Source organism: Ruegeria marisrubri (assembly GCF_001507595.1).
Taxonomy (GTDB): domain Bacteria; phylum Pseudomonadota; class Alphaproteobacteria; order Rhodobacterales; family Rhodobacteraceae; genus Ruegeria; species Ruegeria marisrubri.
The window spans coordinates 846,400-867,894 of sequence record NZ_LQBQ01000001.1 but is presented as its reverse complement, the minus strand read 5'-3'; the positions used below and the strand labels follow the sequence as shown (position 1 = coordinate 867,894).

Genomic DNA, 21,495 nt, shown 5'->3' with positions numbered 1-21,495 from the left:
GGGCATTCCCCCGCGTGCTGCGGGGCATTTATTCATAGCCGGTCATTTCGAGGTAGCCGCGTCCCTGGTGAGTGCCAGCCACCGTCACCGGGCCTTCCCAATATGGGAAGGAGGTTTCCATCCAGGCGTCAGGGTTCAGCGCGGAAACCTCGATATCCAGGTTTTCCGCAGGCAGTTTCAGACGCCATCGCACCGGAATCTCACGCCCTGCTACCCGGGCGGTTTCCAGTGGTGCCGTCTCCACGAGCCCGTCAGGGATTGACCGTGTCGTGCCATCCGGCGCGATCCATGTGGCCGAGGTGAAATCGCCGCGTGCTCCGCGCAATCGAAAGGCCATCAGCCGCGCGCCACTATCGAAGTTCAGCGAGAACCAGTCCCAGCCCGTCTGGTCTTTGGACAAGGGTTGCGACGACCACTCCCGATCCATCCAGGCCTGCCCTGTCACCTGAACGTCGCCCTCGGGCAGGCGCAGACTGCCGGTGACGGCATAGGCTGGTTGCGAGTAGTAGTAGCTGGCCTGGCCATCGGCGGATTTCACCGAAAAGCCGCGGTCGCCGTGAAAGACCAGCGGTCCTTGTGCCTTGAGGTTCATCTCATAGCTGAAATCCGCGCCGCGCGCGGACAGCGACAACGTCTCCATGTCGGGGCCGGCCATTTCCCAATCGTCTATCCAGGCGGAAAACGGCGTGGCGATCACCCCGGCCTGTCCGATGCCGCCGCGAGCGATCCGCTCGGCAAACCGGTGGTGCTCTGCCGTTGTAACGGCGGCGTGTCCGATCCAGAGTTGGGGGTTTTGCCAGCCTTGTCGTTCGAATGGCTTGAGCGCCGAGCGAAACAAGGTCCACTGAATGCCGTAGCTCTCGCCATCATCGCCGGTCAGCGTCGCCGTCACATACCACCACTCGATGCGGAACGCCGGGTGCGCGCCGTGGTCGGCCGGGAACTGGAATTCATAGCCGGGGCGAGGCGTCTCGTATCCCTCTGCGTCCGTGCCGAGACCCGCAAATCCCTGAGCCAGAACGGAGAAAGGCAGAAACAGGAACAAGGGCAGAAATCTAACGCTCATTTGCAAAAACTCTCAGCAAATCCGAAGGTGGCAGGCGGTTCAACCGCAGGGCCGGGATCGCCGCAGCCACGGCGGCGGCGAGCAGCGTCAGAGCCAGAAGGACCACCCAGTCGAATGGAAACAGATGCATCGGAAGCCGCCAGCCGAAGGCCTCGACATTGATGATGGCCAGCAGAATCCATGCCAGGATCAGGCCGAGCGGCAGCGCGAGGCAGGCTGTCAGGGCGGCCAGAAGGACGCTGCGCAGCAGTTCCAGTCGCGCCAGTTGCGCGCGCGTCAGCCCCAGGGCCCAGACCGGGGCGACCTGCGGTAGACGCTGCGTCCAGAGTGTCAGAAGGCTGGTCAGAATGGCAAACCCCGAAATGCCAAGGGTCAGAATGTTCAGGGCAGAGGTCACGACGAAGGTGTTCTCGAAAATCTCCAGGGATTGCGCCTTGATCGCGGCTTGGTGGATCACGGCCTGGGGCGGCAGGTCGAACCTGTCCCTCAGTGCTTGCGCCAGTTCGGTTGCCTTTGCCGGATCGGTCCGGATGCCAAAACGCCGGTTCGGCGCACCCGGCACATGGAGGTCGAACTGCTGCATCGCCACAAGGGCCTGTCCGGTGGGGTTTCCGTAATCAGAATAGACGCCTGCGATTTCAAGCGACCAATCCGGCGCGATGGTCAGTCGATCGCCGGTCCAAAGATTGGCACGCCGCGCCAGTTGTTCATTGATCAGCACCGCTTCACCCGCAGCCACGCGGTCCCAGACATCCGGCGCCGAGGCGATCAGCGGCCAGTTCTGCCGGTAGGTCGGATCGTCCACGATTCCGTATAGAAACAGTGGGCCGGTTTCGTGGCGCAACTCGACACGCCGAATGGGCAGGACAGCGTCAGACCTCGGACGCAGCCACTCAGCGATCTCCGCACCCTGCTGGTCATCGCGCGCGGTTAGATATAGCTCCGAGGTCAGGCGCTGGTCCAGCCACCCTATGAAGGTCAGGCGAAAGCTGGATACCATGGTTCCGACACCGATATTGGTCGCCAGCGCCAAAAGCAGTGCCATAAGAGCCAGTGACAGGCCCGGCAGTTGCGCGCGCATATCGGCCCAGACCCATTGTGCGACCGGGCCGTTCGCGCGTCTTTCGAAACCGGTCAGAAACAGCGCCAGCAATGCGGGCAAAAGCAACGCCGCCCCTACCAACAGGCCGGCCAGCATCACGAAGCCGGCTGCCAGCCCATCGCCAAGCATTAGCGTCGCCGTGCCCGTAGCAATCAGCGCGCCGCCGTATTTGGCGGTGCGCAGAGGAGAGGTCATGCCGGTGCGCCACGCTTGCAGTCCGGGCGCGTCCAGAAGCGGCAACTTCGACAGGCGCCACATGGATTGACCGCTGGCCAGCAGCGTTCCGCCAACCGCCATGGCCAACCCTGCACCCACCCAGAGGGGGCGCAGGACCACGTGGCCTTCCATCGGAGCGCCATAGAGGCCGCGCAGCGTGGCGGCGACGTCCGGCAACAGCGCTCCTGCCAGAAAATACCCGAGAACCAGCCCGAGAAAGCCGCCTACAAGCGCAATGGCCGTCAGTTCGCACAGAACCATTCGGATCAACAGGGCCAGCGGAACCCCCAATGCGCGCAGCGTTCGGAACATCCCGCGGCGTTGCGCCATAGCCAGACCGACCGTTCCATGCACGATGAAGAGGCCGACCGCAAAGGCCAAGAGGCCGAATGCGGACAGGTTGAGGTGAAAACTGTTCGCCAGTTGCGCCGTGTCTACCGCCTCGGACGGTCGAACTCGCTCCAACTCGGGCGCGAGGTCGGCCAATGGCGGAAGGCCTGCCGGTTGATCGGGCAGGATGACCAGCCGAGAGATCTGGCCTCTTTTACTCAACAGCTTCTCGGCCACGCCGATGTCTGTCAGGATCAGATCCGGCGGCACCGCGGTGGTTTCGATGAGCGGAGGCAGTTCGGGGTGGTTCGCGAGCAAGGGGGCCAGGTCGGGGCGGGCGAAGATCCGTCCCGGTGCGGTAAGGATCTCTGTCAGCCCAAGAGGCTCCGGTCCGGTGCGGGCCTCGGAAATCGCCGGCAGGGCAGGGTATGACAAAAGATCCACGCCGATGACCCGCAAGGTGCGGTCGTCGACGCGGAAGGGGCCTTCGAGAACGGCCACGACCTGCCAGCCCGCCCGTCTCAGTTTCACGTAAAGCTCGAGGGGAATGAAACCGCCGGGTGCGTGCAGTTCGTCGAATTGGCCCACGGAGAGCTGCGCGTCGGCGCGTGCATAGCTGGCCCGCGCCTCGGCATTGATCGCCTGAACCGCGGACCAAAGGGCGGTCGCCAGGGCGATCCCTATCAGCAACGTCGCCAGTTGAACCTCGTGGCGTCTCCAATGTGACGCAAGCGCCTGGACGACCGGGGCAATCATGTGATCTTCCCACCAGCCAGATGGGCGCGTCGGTCCAGTCGGTTGGCGATCTCGACCGAATGGGTAACCAGCAAGAGAGCTGCACCGGTTTCCCGCACCAGTTCCAGCATCAGGTCCAGGACTTCCCTGCTGGCGTTTTCATCCAGATTTCCGGTCGGTTCGTCGGCCAACAGAAGCTTGGGGCGAGCGGCCAAGGCGCGTCCTATGGCGACCCGCTGTTGCTGGCCCCCGGACAGGTTTTCCGGGTAGCGGTCGTGCAGATCCGCCAGACCCAGCCGATGCGAAAGCTCGGACAGCCACGCCTTGTCCAATCGCCCCCCGAGCCGCGCATGAAAGGCAAGGTTCTGCCCGACTGTCAGGGACGGGATCAGGTTGAACTGCTGGAAAACCAGCGCAACACGATCCCGCCGCAGGTCTGCACGACCGGTATCGTCGAGGGCGGACAGTGCCTTGCCGTCCAGCGTAATCTCACCGCTGTCAAAAGCATCGAGCGCACCTGCCAGGTTGAGCAAGGTGCTTTTGCCGCTTCCGCTTTCTCCGGTGAGCGCGAGTGTCTCTCCGTGGTCCAGCGCGAGCGAAACATCCTGCAAGACCGGGCGCTGGCCCGGATAGGCCTTTCGAACGTGCTCTATTGACAAAAGCATGACCAGTTCCGTTTTTTCCATCCACAATGTGCAACCGGAACGAGCACTGTCCAGTGCGTTGGTCCGGGTAAATCCGTTTCCCACAATATTTTTAACCAGCAGAGAAGTTGGGATGGGGCTTGTTCCGCGCGGAACTTGCGGCCAATCTGCGCGTGCAAAGGCCACCTGTTAAGAGAGGAAATCGGCATGACGCTGGCACAACAAATACTCTGGGGCAGTGTCTACCTGGGTGTTTGCGTTCTGGTCGAGATCGTTTTTCTGACGTGGTGCACGCTTGTACTGCGGCACCTGTCGCAGAAATGGATTCACAAGGGGCAGATCATACGTACTGCCGGCCCCGTCAGCCTTGCCCTGGTCTTTATCATCGCGACTCATACGATTCAGGTCTGGATCTGGGCGGTGGTCTGGGTGTTGGGTTCGGTTCTGCCGGACTGGAATACAGCCCTATACTTTTCGTTGGTGACGTTTACGACCGTTGGATATGGGGACGTCGTCTTGGGGCATGACCTGCGAATCTTCGGGACCTTCGCATCGGTGACCGGCCTGCTGGCCTTTGGTCTGTCCACTGCGTATTTGGTGGCCTTGATGACCAAGATCTTCGAGGGCCGTTTTCTGGCTTAGAGAATGGGTGCAAACAGTCGTGCGATCGGAGCGCCGTGGCGTATGCGCGCGGGCTGCTCGTGCAGCAATAGGGTAAGTTCCCGGCTTTCAGCGAAGTCATCACTCAGCATCCTGGCAATGGCTTCGGCGGCCCGATGGTCGAAGAACAGGGCCATCGCCTCGAAGTTCAGGCGGAACGAGCGATTGTCCAGGTTCGTCGTTCCAACGGCTGCAAGCGTATCATCGACCACGAAAACCTTCTGGTGCATGAAACCTTCGGTATAGCGGAACACCTTGGCCCCACACTCCCGGATTTCGTCGAAATAGGCGAATGCGGCCAGCCATGGAATCGTGTGATCGGCCACATCCGGCACCAGAATGCGAACGTCGACACCGCGCAGTGCGGCGTGTTGCAGGGCCGTGGTTACGTCGATGTCCGGCACGAAATAGGGGCTGGCGATCCAGATGCGCTCCTTGGCCTCGGTGATGGCCGCAAAGAACATCATGGCCCCGGTTTCGGTCTGATCTCCCGGCCCGGTGGCGACGATCAGGCCACTCATGTCCTGCTCGGACAGCAAGCGTGTCCAGTCCAGCTCATCGATCAGATCTTCGCCGCAGGCCCAGTGCCAGTCCTCGACGAAGATAAGCTGCAACTGCCGGACGACCGGCCCCTCCAGGCGCAGGTGGGTGTCCCGCCACGGGCCGAATTCAGGATCCTGACCCAGATACTCGACCCCGACATTGTGGCCACCGATGAAACCGACCTTTCCGTCGATCACCACGGTCTTGCGGTGGTTGCGGTAGTTGAGTTGAAAGCGGAATACAGGCCCCTTTTTGCGTTTCCGTTGGGCGGCAACATCGACACCGGCTTCACGCATTGTATCGTAGTAGCTGCGCGGCAAGCCGTAGCTGCCCACCGCGTCCGTCAGAAATCGCACTTTCACCCCGCGTTTGGCGGCGGCGATCAGTTTTTCCTGCAATTCAATGCCCAGTTCGTCATCGCGTACGATGTAGAACTGGATGAGAATGTAGGACTTGGCCGCGTCGATGGCGTTGAAAATCGCTTCGAAAGTCGCCTCGCCGTCGATCAGCAATTCGGCGCCATTGCCACGGGATACCGGCAGATTCGCGATCTCCTCGAAGGGTAGGGGATTGATCTTCATGGTCGCCGGGTCGGGGCGCACAAAGTTCGCGTGGTCCTTTATCCCTTCGATGACCCTTTCACTTTCGCGCCGCGCGATACGGTAGCCCCGAAAACGGTGATGCCCGAGGAACAGATACAGAGGCACCGCAAAAACCGGCGCAGACAGCAGAAACACCACCCAGCCGACTGCGCCCTGCGGGGTGCGCGCGGTCTGTGCTGCGCGCAGGGAAAAGTAAATGGCTGCGCAGTAAAGCGCAAAAATGCTTGCAGAGACGAATATGGTCCACATGAAAGCCAGAGACCTTTCGAACGGTTGCTAGCGGCCAGTGTAAACCCGCGACCAGTCCTTCGCCATATCCACGATCAGCCAGCCCATATCCGGCCCCTTGTCGAGCCCATTTGCCAGGCGCCCGATGTGGCTGTCGCGGTCATAGGCCCATTCGCGCTCGGCGTCGGTATGATGGACGATCAAACCAAACCGGGGACCTTGGCCGGAGGTGGTCCATTCCAGCATGGCAAAGTCGCCGTCCGAGTTGCCTGCCGCAAAGATCGGGCGTTTGCCAATGATGCGGTCGATGTTGATGGCCTTGCCTTCCTTGTCATCGACAAAGGCGATACCCGGTGCCTTGACGATGGTCGGAACGCCGTCGATCACGTCATAGGTGCTGTTGCCGTATGTTCCGAGGATCTGCTCGGGCGGAATGCCGTAGGCCTGTTCGGCAAAAACCCGCATGAAGTGGATGCCGCCACCCGACACGATGTAGGTCTTGAACCCCTCGTCCCTAAGATAGCGCAGCAGTTCGACCATCGGCTGATAGGTCATTTCGTCAAAAGCCATACCGGTATCGGGGTGTTGGCTGGCATCCAGCCATTCTTCGACATCGGTCTGGAACTCATCGACGCTCTGACCAGAGTGCGAGGCGTTCACCACTTCGATCAGCGCTTCCTCGCCGCCCTTCAGGACGGTCTCCAGATCACCCTCTGCGGCCGCTTTCAAAGTGTCCGAGCTCAGAATCGACGGATCTTCTGCGGCAAGCTCTGCCAAAAGGTCAAAGGCGAAGAACAGTTGGAAATAGGCGGGCTGTTCGGCCCATAGCGTGCCGTCGTTGTCGAATACCGCGATACGATCGGAAGGGGTAACATAGTCTGGCGACTCCGGGTCGGTCACCGACTCGACGAATGTGACGATCCGATCCCTGGCTTGGGTTTCGTTCCACGAAGGCAGAGGGTCGGCGGCGGCCAGGTTGGCGGTCAGAACGCCTGCGGCCAGTAGAGGGAATCTGAGCATCAAGAAAATTCCTGTTTCAACATTCAGGGCCGCCGAGAAACTCGGCGGCCCACGATACTGCGAAGACTTGGATCAGTCGCCTACAGGAGCTGCCATCTTCTCCATGACCTGATCCAGACTGAAGCTGGCGGCCTTCTGGCGCGGCGGAAATTCCTGGAAGGTGGCCAGGAAGTTCGCCACATATTCCTGGGCCGGCACCAGGAAATAGACCCGGTCGATCAGCCAGTCGTAGTAGGTGTTCGACGTCCGGTAGCTGCGCTCATAGGGATCACGGCGCAGGTTGAAGATCAGCGGCACGCGCAGCGGCGTGAAAGGCTCGATCCAGGCGCGAAGCGTCTTGTACTCCTTCTGCTCCATGAAGATGATCTTCCAGTCCTGGTAGCGCAGGGCCGTCAGATCACCGTCATCCGAGAAATAGAAGATCTCGTTGCGCGGGCTCTTGTCGGTTTCACCGGTCAGCAGCGGCAGGATATCGTAGCCGTCCAGGTGCACCTTGTATTCGCGACCGATGGCCTGGACGCCGCCCTGCTTCAGCTCTTCCTTGATGCCGGGATGCCCGGCGGCGTGCAGGTAGGTGGGCAGCCAGTCCATGTGGTGCACGATTTCGTTGGTGACCGAACCGGCCGCGATCTTGCCGGGCCAGCGCACCATCGAGGGCACGCGCCAGCCGCCTTCCCAGTTCGTGTTCTTCTCGCCGAAGAACGGGGTCGCGGCGGCATCGGGCCAGGTGTTGTAATGCGGGCCGTTGTCGGTCGAGTAGTGCACGATGGTGTTGTCGGCGATGCCAAGCTCATCCAACAGGTCAAGAAGCTGGCCGACATGCAAGTCGTGCTCGATCATGCCTGCTGTGTATTCATCCACGTTCTTGCCTGCGATCTCGTTGGCCTTGGCGCGCATCTCGTCTTTCACATGTGTGCGGAAATGCATGCGGGTCCCGTTCCACCAGACATAGAAGGGCTGGCCCTGTTCATGAGCGCGCTTGATGAAGTCGATGGCGGCGGCGATGGTTTCCTCGTCAACCGTTTCCATGCGTTTCTTGGTCAGCGGGCCGGTATCTTCGATACTGCCATCGGCCGAGGATTTGATGACCCCGCGCGGGCCGAAGCGTTCACGAAACTCCGGATCTTGCGGGTAGTCTTCGTTTTCCGGTTCTTCTTCGGCGTTCAGATGGTAGAGGTTGCCGAAAAACTCGTCGAATCCATGGTTTGTCGGCAGATGTTCATCCCGGTCGCCCAAGTGGTTCTTGCCGAATTGCCCGGTGACGTAGCCTTCGGCCTTGAGAAGCCCGGCGATGGTCGGGTCCTCTTCCTTCAGGCCCAGTTCAGCGCCCGGCAGACCGACCTTGCTGAGGCCGGTGCGAAACACCGACTGTCCGGTGATGTATGACGACCGGCCGGCGGTGCAGGACTGTTCGCCGTAATAGTCAGTAAAGATCATCCCCTCGTTGGCGATGCGGTCGATGTTGGGGGTGCGATAGCCCATCATGCCCATCGTGTAGGCGGAAATATTCGACTGGCCGACATCGTCGCCCCAGATGACCAGAATGTTGGGCTTCTGCTCTTGCGCGAGGGCAGGCAAAGCGACAACGGCTGCAAAGGTTGCGGTGGTCAAAGAGCGCAGGAAGGAACGCCAACCACCTTTCTTGTTTCCTGACAAATTCATGACTTGTTTCCTGACAAATTCATGTTTCTCTATTGCGCCATTTTACCTGAAGCTTGCAGGGGGCAATGGCCTCGTGGATGACTCGTGGATGAAAAGTCTTCAGCAAAGAAGACTTCGGCAGCAAACTTCTGGTCCCATAAGGAGAATTGAAATAAATGGAATCCAAAGAATGCAGCGGCAGGTTAGCGGGTGATCGCCAAGCAAGTCAAACGAACAGATTGGGCTTCCGTAACGTCAAGAAAAACACCGGGAATCTATTTGGGTCGGGTTCGACGCTGTTCCTCATTTCCGGTCTGCGTCGGTCTCGCCCAGCCTCCCGTCCAGTGACATCAGTATCGCAACGGGCCGTAGTGCGGGGACGTGGCTGAAGATGATGAGGATGCAGACCGTCAACGGGACGCTGAGAAAGGCGCCAACGATCCCCCAGACCGTCGTCCAGAAGGTTAATGCGAGAATGACCAGAAAGGTGGACATGTTGAGCGACCGGCCAAGCATTGCCGGATCCAGAAAGTTGCCGATCAGGAACTGCAAAGTCCCGCAGCCGAACACGATCACAAGAAACGGGCCGATGGATTCGAACTGAACGAGCGAGATCAAGGCCGGAAAGACGACCGCGATGATCGAGCCGATGGACGGAATGAAGTTGAGGGCGAAGGTCAGAACCGCCCAGGTCTCGGCATATTCCAGGCCCAGCAGTCGGAATATGCCATAGCTGATGAGCGCCGTTACGGCGCTGATGAAGGTTTTTACCCCGACATATCGTTGCAGGCTGATGGAAATCGCATCCATGACCGCAGACAGGTCCGCGCCAAGTTCCGGACTGCGCGCGGCAAGGCGGATCTTTTTTCGAAAGGCCACTCGCTCGGCCATCAGGAAGGCGACATACAGGCTTATGAGAAGGAAGTGGTTCAGCAACGAGGTGGCGCTGCCGACCGCGGCGCGGGCAACGAATGCCAGGTCGATGCTTATGAGGTTGTCCCGTATGAAAGTGGTTACATCGTTGCCGACAAGCCCCGTGATCCTCCGGACGGCGGTATCAAATTCGTCCTCGTAGGTGTTGATCTCGCGAACGAATTGCGTGGCCTGGCTGCCAAGCACATACATGATCACAAACAGGCCTGCGAGAACGACAGTGACCCCGGCCAGATTCGCCAGCCAGATGGGGGCATGGGTCAGGGCGATGAACCGGTCGCTCAGCGCAATGATCAGGACGTTGACCAGCAAAGCGACGGTCAACGGTATCAGAAAGCCGGCCCCCGCATAGAGCGCCAGAACTGAAAGTGTACCGACGATCATGATGTCGCGTGCGACCGGCAGGCTCAGGCGCGCGTGGAGTCTGTTTCTCTCGGATTCCCTATCCATCTGGCGGCTCGCAAACTGGCGTGGTTCTCGCGACTGGCAGTTGTTCCTGCGCGGGCGCAGGGGTGATCCTGCACGGCTATGACCGTTTGTGCAATGGCGCCAGCGGGTTATCTGCCATGGCAAGCGAAAATGATGTGATCAGGCGGGTTCTTCCCAACGAAAAGTCGGTCTAGGGTGGCGGCATGACCGCCTCATCGAATCCTTCTTTGGCACTGCCGTTCCGCGCCTTGCGGCTTGCGGTCAGCAGGTTCATTGCCAAAAACGGTTTCGTCATGAGCAGTCACGTGGCCATGTCGCTGATGCTGGCGATGTTTCCCTTCATGCTGTTCACGGTGGGCCTGGCCGGCAGCCTGTCTCAAAGGTATGTCACCGATGAATTGATCGAATTGATCTTCGGAACCTGGCCGAAAGAGGTGGCCGACCCGATCATTGCCGAGCTGAGGGGCGTTCTCGAAGGAGCGGGGTCGGGTGTTATCACGGTGGGCGGTTTGCTGGCTGTCTTTTTCGCTTCGAACGGCGTGAACGCGGTGCGGGTTGCGATTACCCAAGCCTATCATGATGTCGATACCTGGCCATTCTGGAAGGCGCAATTGTTTGCGATTGTTCTGGTCCTCGTAGGCGGCGCCGCCATTCTGGCCGTGGCTACGGTCGAAGTGGTGCTGCCCGTTTACACCCAACTGGTTTCGGAACACACGGCGGTCAATGCAACCGAGGTGTTTTCGATAGAGCGGTTGCGCTGGACCTTCGCAGTGGCCCTTCCGACTGTTACCGTCATCGGCGCCCATCTGATATTGCCTCCACACCGGCACAGCTTGCGGCAGATCCTGCCGGGGGTCGTTCTTACGCTGGTGTTGTGGGCGGCCGGCGGCCGGGCATTCGCAATCTACATCGGTAGTTTTGCGACCTACAGCACAACTTATGCCGGGCTTGCCGGTGTCATGGCCGGACTGATCTACCTGTATCTAAGCGCCGCCATTCTGATACTGGGGGCCGAATTCAACGGCGCTTTGATGGACCTGCGCCAGAAGAGGCCCCGAAGCAAGGCGACCGGATGACGAAATTCATGCAAACGGATTATTCAAGGTTTTTCATGTCCCACCTGTCCTTGGCATCGCTGTCTACCCTGTTTTTCCTCGTCGTCCCGGCTTGGTCTCAGGTTCCCGCCTACGTAGGCTCTGACCGCTGCGCCGACTGCCACAAGGAACAAGTCAGCGCCTGGGCCTCGTCACATCACGCCAAGGCATGGACCAAGCCCGGCCCGGATACGGTTCTGGCGAATTTCGACGGCACCGAGTATTCGCATGACGGAATGACCGTGCGGTTTTCCACGGAAGGCGACGACTATTTCGCAGAGGTGACAGAAAAGGACGGAACGACTGCCCGATACAAGCTGCACAGCGTGGTCGGCGTCGCTCCGTTGCAGCAATACCTGTTCGAAACCGAACCGGGGCGGCTGCAAAGCTTCGATGTCGTTTGGGACACCGAGAAAAGCGAATGGTTTCACCTGTATCCCGACCAGGACCTGCCGCCCGACGACGGGCTGCATTGGACCGGCCCTTACAAGAACTGGAACGGACGCTGCGCCGAGTGCCACGCCACCGGATTTCAGAAGAACTACGGGCCGAAGACAGGTCGGTATTCTTCCTCTCAGTCTGAAATCGGCGTGGGTTGCGAGGCTTGCCACGGTCCCGGCTCGGCCCATCTGGACTGGGCCACCGGCAAGGCGCTTGCCGAAGGGGTGGATGAATACGGGTTCACGATGAGTTGGGGCAAGGGCGATACCGAGGCGGAAATCCAGCAATGCGCGGGCTGCCATTCCCGCCGCGAACCGCTGCAGGATGGAAACCCACTGCCCGGAACGGCCTTTCATGATGCCTACAACCTGTCCGTTCTCAGGCCCGGTCTCTACCACCCGGACGGGCAGATCCTGGACGAGGTTTATGTCTACGGGTCCTTCCTGCAGTCCAAGATGTATGCCAAGGGTGTCGGCTGCATGAACTGTCATGAACCGCATGGGGCGACCCTGAAGGCCGAGGGAAATGCCGTCTGCACCCAATGCCACTCGCCGGTGGGCAATGCCGAATTTCCGACGCTTGCCAAGCAGGCATACGACTCGCCGGAACACCACCATCACCCGAAAGACAGCGAGGGTGCCCAATGCAAAAGCTGCCACATGATCGAGCGGGTCTATATGGGCGTTGACGGCCGGCGCGATCACAGTTTCCGTATCCCAAGGCCCGAACTTGGCGCCCGGATCGGCGCGCCGGATGCCTGCACCGATTGTCATGGGAACAAGGGGCAGGATTGGGCGGCCGAGAGGATTGCCGAATGGTTTCCACAATCCGACAGGCGGGGGGCGCATTTCGGAGAAGCCTTTGCAAAGGCTTTCGAGGCCTCCGATGACGCCGCCTCCGAACTGCTCGCTCTGGCATCGAGCCAGAAGCAGCCGGCGATCGTCCGGGCGACGGCGCTTTACCTGCTGCAGCCCTACGGATCGCCTGAAATTTCCGGTCAAACCGCTCCGCTTCTGTCCGACGGCGACCCGTTGGTCCGGGCCAATGCCGTGGCCTTGCAGAGGTCTGCTCAGGTCGATGAACGTGTCACGCGTCTGTCGCCGCTATTGCAAGACGGGATGCAGTCGGTGCGTCTTGCAGCGGCGCGGGAGTTCCTGGCAGTCCGGGCAGAGACGCTGTCGCCAAGCCAAAAGGCGTTGGTGGGGCGGGCCATGGCCGATTGGCGGCGGTCGCTGTCCAATCGCCTGGACTTTCCCGAAACGCATATGGTGCTGGGGGGCATGGCGTTGACCCTTCGCGATGCGAAAGCGGCAGAACAAGCGTTTCGCGAGGTGGTAAAGATGGACCCGCAGCGCGCCGAGGCCTGGCCGATGCTGGTCCGGTTGGCGCAGATCAACGGTGGCCCGGCGGCGGCCCGTGCCGTTCTGCGCGAGGCGCTGGATATTCTGCCCAACGATCCGCAGTTGCAGAGGCTTGCGGCCGAATTGCGGCCATGAGGCGGCAAGCGAAGGCCAGGTTTCCGCCACTTTGACAGCACAATCGGATGCTATGGCAGGGCCAGGGGAATTGGCCCTTTCCAGGTTTCAGGTGTGCCATGCGTGATGATGTTCCAGGTCCCAGACGCTTTCAGGCGGTGGAAGGCCTTCTTAGAAACAAGCCAACCGAAGAAGCCTGTCGCCGGATTTCTGAGATGAAATGTCGTGACATCAATCGCGGCGAGGAACTGATGCTGCAAGGGCAGGCGATGGCGTCGCTTCGCGAGCAGCGCCTTGCCATCACCCGCCGACCGCGCTGACCCGGACCGACGGCAGGGCGAAAACCTCTCAACCCCGGAAGCCGGTTGCCACCACGAACTTTTCCGAGCTGTCCGAGCGCGAGGATGGCGGCTTGATGTTGGCGACCTTCTGGAACTTCTGCTTGAGCAGCTTCTGGAGCTCTCCCTCGGCCCCGCCCGCAAGAACCTTGGCGACGAAGGTGCCGCCCGGCTCGAGCACGTCAAAGGCAAAATAGGCGGCCGTTTCGCACAGGGCCATGATCCTCAGGTGGTCCGTCTGCTTGTGCCCGGACGAGGCCGCGGCCATGTCCGACATCACAACGTCCGCCGGCCCGCCCAGCCATTCCTTGACTTTCTCGTCTGCCTCGTCGGACATGAAGTCCAGCTGGTGGATCTCGGCGCCGGCGATGGGTTCGACCTCCTGCAGGTCGATGCCCAGAACCTTGCCGATCTTCTTTCCCGGCTTTTCGCCCAGCGCGTTCACCCGTTTGACGGCAACCTGGCACCACCCTCCCGGCGCACAGCCCAGATCGACCACTCGCGCCCCCGGAACGAGAAAGCGAAACTTGTCGTCCAGTTCCATGATCTTGTAGGCCGCGCGTCCGCGATACCCCTCGGCCTGCGCCCGCTTGACATAGGGGTCGTTCAACTGCCGCTGCAGCCACCGCGTCGAGCTGAGTTTGCGCCCCCGCGCTGTCTTGACCTTGACCTTCAGGTCGCGCTGCCCACGGCCCGAGGTGTTTTTTCCGGTCGGTTTCTTTGCCATCAGAATGGTCCGTCTTCCAATACGCCGTCCGCGCTCATCTGCGCGTAAAGCAGCCCTTCGCGCAGGCCCCGGTCAGCCACAGACAGCCGATCGGTCGGCCAGCAGCGCAACAGGGCCTGCAAGATGGCCGAGCCGGACATGATCAGCGCCTGACGGTCTTCGCCGATGCGCGGGTCGCGGCGGCGGCCGTGAGGGCCGAGTTCTAGATAGCCTCGTATCACCTTGTCAATCTGATCCGAGGTCATCCGCAAGCCATCGACCTTGGTGCGATCGTAACGTTTCAGTCCCAGGTGCGAGGCGGCCACGGTGGTTACCGTGCCGCTGGTGCCGACGATCTGGAACCCCTCGCGCGCCTGTTCGTCCTTGTAGGGGGCGAAGTCGGCCAGGTTTTCCTCGAAATACCAACTCATCAGCGCAAAACGGGCCGCGTCATCCTCGACGTCGTGGAACTGGTCGCGCAGGGTGGCGACCCCCAACGGAACGCTGATCCAGTCCACCACCTTGGCGGCCGGAAACGGGCTGTCGGGCGGGTGAAACCCGTTGTGTAGCCGCATGATCGAGGCGGGCCGGTCGCGGCGCGGAACCGACGAGATGTCGATCCACACCAACTCGGTCGAGCCGCCACCGATATCCACCACCAGAAGCTGCTCGGTCTTGGTCGAGACCAGCGGCGCGCACGAGATCACCGCAAGACGGGCTTCTTCCTCGGGTTGGATGATCTCGAGCGTGAGTCCCGTTTCACGCTTGATCTGACGGATGAAGTCGCGCGCATTGCGGGCTCTGCGGCATGCCTCGGTCGCGACAAGGCGCATCCGTGTGACCTTGTTGCGCTTGAGCTTTTGCTGGCAGATTCTGAGCGCCTGAATGGTGCGCGCCATCGAGGACCGCGACAAACGTCCGGTCCGTTCCAGCCCGGCCCCGAGTTGCACGGACTTGGAAAAACTGTCCACCACATGAAAACCGCTGCCCTTGGGCTGGGCAATCAACATGCGGCAGCTATTTGTACCCAGATCCAGTGCCGCATACAGCGCATCCGGATCGGGTTTGCCAGGCACGGGGCTTTCGACCGCTTTCGGGAACGCGCCCGCACCTCTGGGACGCCTGGGCGCCATGTTCACGCCCTCCGATTTCGAGTTACCCCGACCATAGGTTGCCCCGGTCGTTGGCGCAAGCGGCTCATGAAGGTCATGAGAATTTTGATCTCTGAAACAGGTGAAGGATCGGTTACATGCTGGGGGTGCCACGGTAATCGAAAAGTCGCTGGAAATACGGCAGGTGTCGAAATCCGACCGACCCCGCCCCCCAATGCCGTTTAGAACCGGTTCATCTGGTTAGGAGGAATCATTCGCAATGCCTGATGTCACCATCGTCTACTGGCGGGACATTCCAGCCCAGGTCATCGTCGGCAAGGGCCGACGCGGGGCCAAGCGGCAGCTGGAAGAGCGGTTCGAGCAAGCCATCGATCGTGCCGCCATGAAGGTAGGGGCACAGGACACCGATGCCTACCTGGCCGAATGGCGCAAGGCCGAACCTTTCGCGGTTGATGGCGAGCCTGCCGAGATCGCCGAGAAAGAGGCGCTGCGCCTGCAAGCTGAGTTTGATCAGGAGCGCCTCAAGGCCCTGATCGCCAACGACGGTTGGGCATGAGCCCCTTTATTGAATGGAGGCCTTGATGGCTTTGCTGAACTTCAAGAAACGCGAGTCGGCCGAGAAGGCCCCGGTGAATCCGACCGTCGAAGCGTTTCTCAAGGATTACTCGATCGAGGTGATGCCGCGCACCGCCGAGAAGGTCGAAGATTTTCGCGACCTGCTGCCCGAAGGCACGCGCGTCTACATCGCCCATATCGAGGGCACGCCCATCGAAGACATGGTCAAGACCGCCAAGCGGATCGCGGCCGAAGGCTTTCCGGTGATGCCGCACTTTCCGGCGCGGATCATCAAGGACGCGGCGACGCTGGAAAATTGGATCGCCATGTATCAGGGCGAGGCCGGCGTCGATCAGGCGCTGCTGCTGGCCGGTGGCGTTGCCAAGCCGCATGGCGAGTTTCACTGCTCGATGCAGCTGATGGAAACCGGCCTGTTCGACAAGGCGGGCTTCAAGCGCCTGCATGTCGCAGGTCACCCCGAGGGCAACAAGGACATCGACCCGGACGGCTCGACCAAAAACGTCGACGAGGCACTGCGTTGGAAGCAGAAATTCAACGAAACCACCGATGCCGAAATGGCGCTGGCCACCCAGTTTGCCTTTGACGCAAAGCCGATCATCGCATGGGCCGACGGTCTGAAAGCGGCCGGCATTGACCTGCCGATCCATATCGGGATCGCCGGTCCGGCCAAGCTGCAGACGCTGATCAAGTTCGCGATCGCCTGCGGTGTGGGCCCGTCGCTGAAGGTGCTGCAGAAGCGCGCTATGGACGTGTCCAAGCTGCTGTTGCCCTACGAGCCGACCGACGTGATCACCGCACTGGCCGAACACAAGGCGGCCAACCCCGAGTTCAACATCACCAATGTGCACTTCTTCCCGCTTGGCGGCATCAAGACCAACGCCAACTGGGCCATCGAAAACGGCGGCGCTTCGGCAAAGCCCGTAAACTCCTAAGGATCGGACATGACCCGTACAGTCGTAGAATCAAAAACAAAAACCGCCGTCCTGGGCTTTGACGAGCCGTTCTGCGTGATCGGCGAGCGGATCAACCCCACGGGCCGCAAGAAACTGGCCGCCGAGCTGGAGGCCGGCGACTTCTCGACAGTCGAAAAGGACGCTCTGGCGCAGGTGGCTGCAGGGGCCACCGTTCTCGATATCAATGCCGGTGTGGTCTACAACTCGAACCCGAACCCGAACGAGACCGAACCGCCGCTGATGACCAAGCTCGTCGAACTGGTGCAGGGTCTGGTCGATGTGCCGCTGTGCATCGACAGCTCGGTTCCGGGCGCGTTGGAGGCCGGGCTCGAGGCTGCCGAAGGCCGCCCGTTGCTGAATTCGGTCACCGGCGAGGAGGAGCGCCTGGAACTTGTTCTGCCACTGGTCAAGAAATACAACGTGCCGGTGGTGGCAATCTCGAACGATGACACCGGGATCTCCGAAGATCCGGATGTGCGGTTCGAGGTGGCCAAGAAGATCGTGCAGCGTGCAGCCGATTACGGCATCCCGGCGCACGACATCGTGGTCGACCCGCTGGTGATGCCGATCGGCGCGATGGCCACTGCGGGCCAGCAGGTCTTTGCCTTGGTGCGCCGTCTGCGCGAGGAACTGGGTGTGAACACGACCTGCGGCGCCTCGAACATCTCGTTTGGCCTGCCGAACCGCCACGGCATCAACAATGCTTTCCTGCCGATGGCGATGGCCGCAGGCATGACCTCGGCCATCATGAACCCGGTGGCCTTGCCGGTCACGCAGAAGAAGATCGCCGAGAAAAAGGCCGAAGTCGCGGCTGCCGGAATCATTCTGCCCGATGGCATGGATGACGAGACCTTCGTCCAGATGTTCGGAATGGGCTCGACCAAGCCGCGCGCCGGCAAGGAGATGGAGGCCATCCGCGCGGCCAACCTGCTGACCAACAACGACCCGCATGGCGGCGAATGGATCAAGTTCAACAAGCCTCCTGCCGAGGCCGGAGCGGAGCAAGCCGAGGGCCGAGGCCGTCGTGGCGGTGGCCGTCGTCGCCGCGCCTGATCGCACCTGAAAGGCAATGCAAAGAAGGCCGGGCAATTTGCCCGGTCTTTTTTTGGATTGCGAAGTTTCGAGCTGCCGCCAGACTGCAGAGCGCATTAGGACAGGTGGCTATTGAGGTGCAACAAAATGGCTGGAGAGCAGGGTGATGAGTGGGGGATTCACGCGTGCGCCCTGACTTGGCCCGGCCCGGCGATATCCGGACTTCCGGGCGCTGAAACGCGCAGGCCGGCCCCTTTGCCGGGGCGGACCCGACGATAGGTGCGGCGTCGGTAACGGGCGGCGAAAACGTTTCGGATGGCAAAATCCGCTGCGGAATCATCTTGAACCTGTCTGGCTCGTGATGATATTTCGATGCCTGCGGCGGGTATGATGTAATGGTAGCCTGTCAGCTTCCCAAGCTGAACGCGCGGGTTCGATTCCCGCTACCCGCTCCAGTAAACATCAACAAAAACAAAAGTTAACGGTGCTGGCCTGACGTGGTGCGGAAAGATTATCCTGCTCGTCGGGCCTGATACAGGTTGATTTTGGCGGGCAAGCGCACGACGTGGCCCTCGGCATAGTGTTCGAGGGCTTCGGCCACTTTGCCCTGAATCGTTTTGGCGTCTTTTTCGGTTCCGTTGAAGTGCGCAAGAACGCGGGCCGCCGGGCCAAGACGGGTACAGAGTGTTGCCGTTTCTTCGATGTCGCCAACCGGGTTCAGTCGCAGGTCGATGGCTTCGCCGTGGATATCGGTCAGCCCCGCCTGCGCCATCAGCCCCGTCACGCGGTCGATGTCATGAAAGGCGAGCGGGCCGGGGGCGTTCCGGTCGACCTTGGGGGGCTGCCCCAGAACCGACGTTGCCGCGATATGCGGAATCCGGAACCAAGGGTTTCCGGACAACTCTCCCCATGCGGCAAATGTCATGCGCCCACCGGGCTTCAAGGCTTCGGCGATGTTGGCAAAGGCGGCGACGTTGTCGTTGAAGAACATGACCCCGAACCGAGAGATCGCTGCATCCCGGTCCTGCGGCTCGAAAGGCTCGACCTGCGCATCGGCCAATTGGAAAGTGACATTGGCTGCGCTCTCGGCAGCCGCGCGGGCGCGGGCGCGGTCGAGGAACTGCGCGGAAATGTCGACGCCCAGAACATGGCCCGAAGGCCCGACGAGCCGTGCGGCCGCCAGCGTGCTGGCGCCGGTGCCGCAGCCGATATCGAGCACACGCATGCCATCAGATAGTTCCGCCCGGTCCAGAACCAGATCCAGCACCGGCTGAAACACGCGGTCGATCTGGTCCTCGAATGTCAGCCATTTGACGCCTGACTCGGACTTGCCCCAGTATTCCGCCTGTTCCTCGTTGACCGTCTGCATTCTGACCTCCGCTTTCGGAGGCGACTATGCCCTCCGGCGACGGCGGCGACCAGAGTTTTCATCGTCCCCGCCCGTGTTGAAGCTGGGCGAAGGCAGCGTAACGACCTTGGCCAGCTCCGGGAACGGATCGGTCTTGTGCGGGATCGCGTTGGCGGCGACGAAATGCTCCTGGAACTTGGGTTCGATCGCGGTTTCCACTTTGGTGATCTCGCGCACCACGCGTTCGATCTCGGATCGCGAGGCGATGTTGCACAGCGCGATGCGCGCGCCGGTGCCGGCCGCGTTGCCCGCGCTGGAGACCTTGTCCAGCGGTGCGTCCGGGATCATGCCCAGCACCATCGCGTGCTTGGTCGAGATATGCGCGCCGAAAGCCCCGGCCAGAACTATGCGATCCACCTTGTCCACGCCCATTTCATCCATCAGCAGGCGGGCGCCGGCATAGAGCGCCGACTTGGCCAGTTGAATGGCGCGGATGTCGCCCTGGGTCACGGTGATGCGCGGCCCGCCCTCGGCGCTGGCATCGTGGATCAGATAGGCGTTCGTTCGGCCTTCGGCGATGCAGCGCGAAGTGCCGGTCTGCTCGGCCGAGCCGATCAGGCCGCTTTCGTCCAGCAGCCCGGCCATGCGCATTTCAGCCACGGCCTCGATGATGCCCGAGCCACAGATGCCGGTGATGCCGGTGGTGGCGATGTCGGCCTCGAACCCTTCTTCGTCGGACCATTTGTCGGACCCGATCACGCGGAAACGGGGCTCTTTGGTCACGGGGTCGATCTCGATCCGCTCGATCGCGCCAGGCGCGGCGCGCTGGCCCGAACTGATCTGTGCGCCCTCGAAGGCCGGTCCGGTGGGCGACGAGCAGGCAAGAACGCGGGAGGTGTTGCCCAGCAGGATCTCGGCATTGGTGCCGACATCGACGATCAACACCAGGTCCTCGGATTTCCCCGGTTCCTCGCTTAACGCCACGGCGGCACAGTCTGCTCCGACATGGCCCGCGATGCAGGGCAGGATATAGACCTGCGCGCGTGGGTTGATGGCGGTCAGGTCCATCTCGCGCGCGGGCAGCGACAGGCTTTCAGAGGTGGCAAGCGCAAAGGGTGCCTGGCCCAGCTCGACCGGGTCCAGCCCCAGCAGCAGGTGATGCATGACCGGGTTGCAGACAAACACGGTTTCCACGATCAGTTCGGGGTCGATGCCGGCCTCGGCCGCGATGGCGGTGGCGAGGTCGTTGATCGCCTCGCGCACTGCCTGGGTCATTTCCTTGTCGCCGCCCGGGTTCATCATGGCGTAGGACACGCGGCTCATCAGGTCTTCGCCAAAGCGGATCTGCGGGTTCATCAGGCCCGAGGAAGCCTTGACCTCGCCGGTTTCCAGGTCGGTCAGGTGCGCGGCGATGGTGGTCGAGCCGAGGTCGATGGCAAGGCCATACAGACCGCCTTCGTGCAGGCCGGGCCAGATCTCGACGATCTGCGCCACCCGGTCCGTGTGGTCCTTGTGAACCGCGACCGTCACTTCCCATTTGCCTTTCCTGAGCGTCGGCTGAAGCTTCGACAGAAGCGACAGATCAGCGCGAACGGCTTCGATATCCCATTGCTGACGCAGGGCACGCTCCAGCCGCTCCAGATCGCCGGTGGGTGAGTGCATGTCGGGTTCTTCGACCACGACGAAGTAGAGGCGCGTGGCCGGGTCCATGGTGATCGCTCGCGCCGTGGCAGCCTTGCGGACGACCTGGCGGTGGACCTGGCTTTCGGGCGGCACGTCGATCACCACGTCGCCCTGCACCGTCGCCTGACACCCGAGGCGCCGCCCCGGTTTCAGGCCGCGTTTTTCGTCATACCGTTGCTCGACCGCGTTCCACTCGCTCAGCGCATCTTCCTTGACCGTCACGCCATGCTTGGGGAATTCGCCGTAGCTCGGGGTGATCTGGCACTTCGAGCAGATGCCGCGCCCGCCGCACACCGAATCGAGATCGACGCCCAGCTGGCGCGCCGCGGTCAAAATCGGAGTGCCGACCGGAAAATGGCCGCGTTTGCCCGACGGGGTGAAGACGACAAGGGGATCGCTGGTCATGAGTGACTTGCCTTTGGTGTTCACGCGTATGCCGGGCAACATATGGGCTTGGCGGAAAAGAGAAAGGCATTGAACGGCAGGTTTTGGTCATGTTGCGTCGTTTTTGTCGGTTTCCGCGGCCTGCCGACGGCGTCAAACGCACCGCGACGCGTGAAAGAGCGTTGAAGAGTATTTTGGAAGGGG

At 61.4% G+C, this 21,495-nt stretch carries 18 protein-coding genes and 1 tRNA gene; 8 read left to right on the top strand and 11 right to left on the bottom strand.

Going from position 1 to position 21,495, the window contains the following annotated elements:
- Positions 1–28: 28 nt before the first annotated feature.
- The 3 genes from AVO45_RS04150 to AVO45_RS04140 are packed head-to-tail and all read right to left on the bottom strand — an operon-like array spanning position 29 to position 4,114.
- Complete coding sequence (locus tag AVO45_RS04150; protein ID WP_068344611.1) at positions 29–1,066, bottom strand: lipocalin-like domain-containing protein; 1,038 nt, start codon at positions 1,064–1,066, stop codon at positions 29–31.
- Positions 1,056–3,470: an ABC transporter permease gene (locus AVO45_RS04145; RefSeq protein ID WP_068344610.1), complete on the bottom strand. Its 2,415-nt coding sequence runs from the start codon at positions 3,468–3,470 to the stop codon at positions 1,056–1,058. Before AVO45_RS04145 ends, AVO45_RS04150 begins: the two co-directional genes overlap by 11 nt.
- Positions 3,467–4,114: an ABC transporter ATP-binding protein gene (locus AVO45_RS04140; protein WP_068344714.1), complete on the bottom strand. Its 648-nt coding sequence runs from the start codon at positions 4,112–4,114 to the stop codon at positions 3,467–3,469. Before AVO45_RS04140 ends, AVO45_RS04145 begins: the two co-directional genes overlap by 4 nt.
- Positions 4,115–4,300: 186 nt before the next feature.
- On the opposite strand from AVO45_RS04140, the gene AVO45_RS04135 reads away from it, so the two are divergent.
- Positions 4,301–4,735: a potassium channel family protein gene (locus tag AVO45_RS04135; protein WP_068344609.1), complete on the top strand. Its 435-nt coding sequence runs from the start codon at positions 4,301–4,303 to the stop codon at positions 4,733–4,735.
- On the opposite strand, the gene cls is transcribed toward AVO45_RS04135, so the two are convergent.
- From cls to AVO45_RS04115, 4 genes are all read right to left on the bottom strand, one after another.
- A complete protein-coding gene (gene cls / locus AVO45_RS04130) occupies positions 4,732–6,147 on the bottom strand; it encodes a cardiolipin synthase (protein WP_068344608.1) in 1,416 nt (471 codons plus the stop codon). The two genes, AVO45_RS04135 and cls, sit on opposite strands and share 4 nt — an antisense overlap.
- A 27-nt stretch (positions 6,148–6,174) precedes the next feature.
- On the bottom strand, positions 6,175–7,146 hold the full coding sequence (locus AVO45_RS04125) for an HAD family hydrolase (protein WP_068344607.1): 972 nt from the start codon (positions 7,144–7,146) through the stop codon (positions 6,175–6,177).
- Positions 7,147–7,218: 72 nt separating this feature from the next.
- Positions 7,219–8,808 carry an arylsulfatase gene (locus tag AVO45_RS04120; RefSeq protein ID WP_082688645.1) on the bottom strand — a complete coding sequence of 530 codons (1,590 nt, stop codon included), beginning with the start codon at positions 8,806–8,808 and terminating at the stop codon, positions 7,219–7,221.
- Between the two features lie 282 nt (positions 8,809–9,090).
- Entirely contained in the window at positions 9,091–10,170 is a 1,080-nt protein-coding gene (locus tag AVO45_RS04115) for an AI-2E family transporter (protein ID WP_068344606.1), read from the bottom strand.
- A 272-nt stretch (positions 10,171–10,442) separates the two neighbouring features.
- Here AVO45_RS04115 and AVO45_RS04110 point away from each other — a divergent pair, with 272 nt between their 5' ends.
- The 3 genes from AVO45_RS04110 (at position 10,443) to AVO45_RS19635 (ending at position 13,479) form a co-directional block, all read left to right on the top strand.
- Entirely contained in the window at positions 10,443–11,225 is a 783-nt protein-coding gene (locus tag AVO45_RS04110; protein ID WP_240482057.1) for a YihY/virulence factor BrkB family protein, read from the top strand.
- A gap of 35 nt (positions 11,226–11,260) precedes the next feature.
- Positions 11,261–13,180, top strand: a complete 1,920-nt coding sequence (locus AVO45_RS04105) for a multiheme c-type cytochrome (protein ID WP_068344712.1) — start codon at positions 11,261–11,263, stop codon at positions 13,178–13,180.
- Positions 13,181–13,278: 98 nt separating this feature from the next.
- Positions 13,279–13,479, top strand: a complete 201-nt coding sequence (locus tag AVO45_RS19635) for a hypothetical protein (protein WP_157770090.1) — start codon at positions 13,279–13,281, stop codon at positions 13,477–13,479.
- A 28-nt stretch (positions 13,480–13,507) separates the two neighbouring features.
- Here AVO45_RS19635 and AVO45_RS04100 read toward each other — a convergent pair whose 3' ends face one another.
- Entirely contained in the window at positions 13,508–14,224 is a 717-nt protein-coding gene (locus AVO45_RS04100; RefSeq protein ID WP_068344604.1) for an RlmE family RNA methyltransferase, read from the bottom strand.
- Positions 14,224–15,336 (bottom strand): Ppx/GppA phosphatase family protein, encoded by a 1,113-nt coding sequence (locus AVO45_RS04095; protein ID WP_068344603.1) that lies wholly within the window; start codon positions 15,334–15,336, stop codon positions 14,224–14,226. Before AVO45_RS04095 ends, AVO45_RS04100 begins: the two co-directional genes overlap by 1 nt.
- Before the next feature lie 238 nt (positions 15,337–15,574).
- Here AVO45_RS04095 and AVO45_RS04090 point away from each other — a divergent pair, with 238 nt between their 5' ends.
- The 4 genes from AVO45_RS04090 to AVO45_RS04075 all read left to right on the top strand — a co-directional run bounded on the left by AVO45_RS04090 (position 15,575) and on the right by AVO45_RS04075 (position 18,331).
- Positions 15,575–15,871 carry a virulence factor gene (locus tag AVO45_RS04090; RefSeq protein ID WP_068344602.1) on the top strand — a complete coding sequence of 99 codons (297 nt, stop codon included), beginning with the start codon at positions 15,575–15,577 and terminating at the stop codon, positions 15,869–15,871.
- 25 nt (positions 15,872–15,896) lie between these two features.
- On the top strand, positions 15,897–16,823 hold the full coding sequence (locus AVO45_RS04085) for a methylenetetrahydrofolate reductase (protein WP_068344711.1): 927 nt from the start codon (positions 15,897–15,899) through the stop codon (positions 16,821–16,823).
- Between the two features lie 9 nt (positions 16,824–16,832).
- Positions 16,833–17,897, top strand: coding sequence for a methyltetrahydrofolate cobalamin methyltransferase (locus AVO45_RS04080; RefSeq protein ID WP_068344601.1), 1,065 nt, complete (start codon positions 16,833–16,835; stop codon positions 17,895–17,897).
- Positions 17,898–18,257: 360 nt separating this feature from the next.
- Positions 18,258–18,331: transfer RNA gene (locus AVO45_RS04075), tRNA-Gly, on the top strand.
- 56 nt (positions 18,332–18,387) lie between these two features.
- Here the strand turns inward: AVO45_RS04075 and AVO45_RS04070 are convergent.
- Positions 18,388–19,245 carry a class I SAM-dependent methyltransferase gene (locus tag AVO45_RS04070; protein WP_068344600.1) on the bottom strand — a complete coding sequence of 286 codons (858 nt, stop codon included), beginning with the start codon at positions 19,243–19,245 and terminating at the stop codon, positions 18,388–18,390.
- A 24-nt stretch (positions 19,246–19,269) separates the two neighbouring features.
- Entirely contained in the window at positions 19,270–21,312 is a 2,043-nt protein-coding gene (locus tag AVO45_RS04065; RefSeq protein WP_068344710.1) for an ASKHA domain-containing protein, read from the bottom strand.
- Positions 21,313–21,495 lie beyond the last annotated feature (183 nt).